A 411-nucleotide genomic window follows, 5' to 3' on the forward strand; every position below is an offset into this window, starting at 1 on the left:
GCCATGATAACGGGGGCAAAAGGCTGGAAGGAGATCGAAGACTTCGGAAGGATGCGTAAAAGCTGGCTCAATAAGATGGGCGCTTTTCCCGATGGCTTAGTTCCTTCACACGACACGATTGAACGTGTTGTCTGCATGGTGAATCCGAAGCAATTTCATAAGCACTTTTCTGCCTGGATGCAGGATTGCCACAAAGCAACAAAAGGTGCTGTTGTTGCCATTGATGGGAAAACGGTTCGGAGTTCTGGAGACAAGAAAAACCAACTCGATCCGATTCACATGGTCAGTGCATTTTGCACCGCCAACAGCGTTGTTCTGGGCCAAGTTAAAACCAATGCCAAAAGCAATGAGATAACCGCCATCCCAGAACTGTTAGAGCTTCTCTCGATCAAGGGATGCCTTGTCACCATT

1 protein-coding gene is annotated in these 411 nt (G+C 47.9%); it reads left to right on the forward strand.

All coding sequences use genetic code 11. The annotated features are described in order from the left end of the window. Window positions 1-411, forward strand: a 411-nt coding sequence (locus E1189_RS00345) for an ISAs1 family transposase (RefSeq protein WP_155158168.1), incomplete at both ends; no start/stop codon positions are given.

Source organism: Parendozoicomonas verongulae (assembly GCF_009711465.1).
GTDB classification, from domain to species: Bacteria; Pseudomonadota; Gammaproteobacteria; order Pseudomonadales; family Endozoicomonadaceae; genus Sansalvadorimonas; species Sansalvadorimonas verongulae.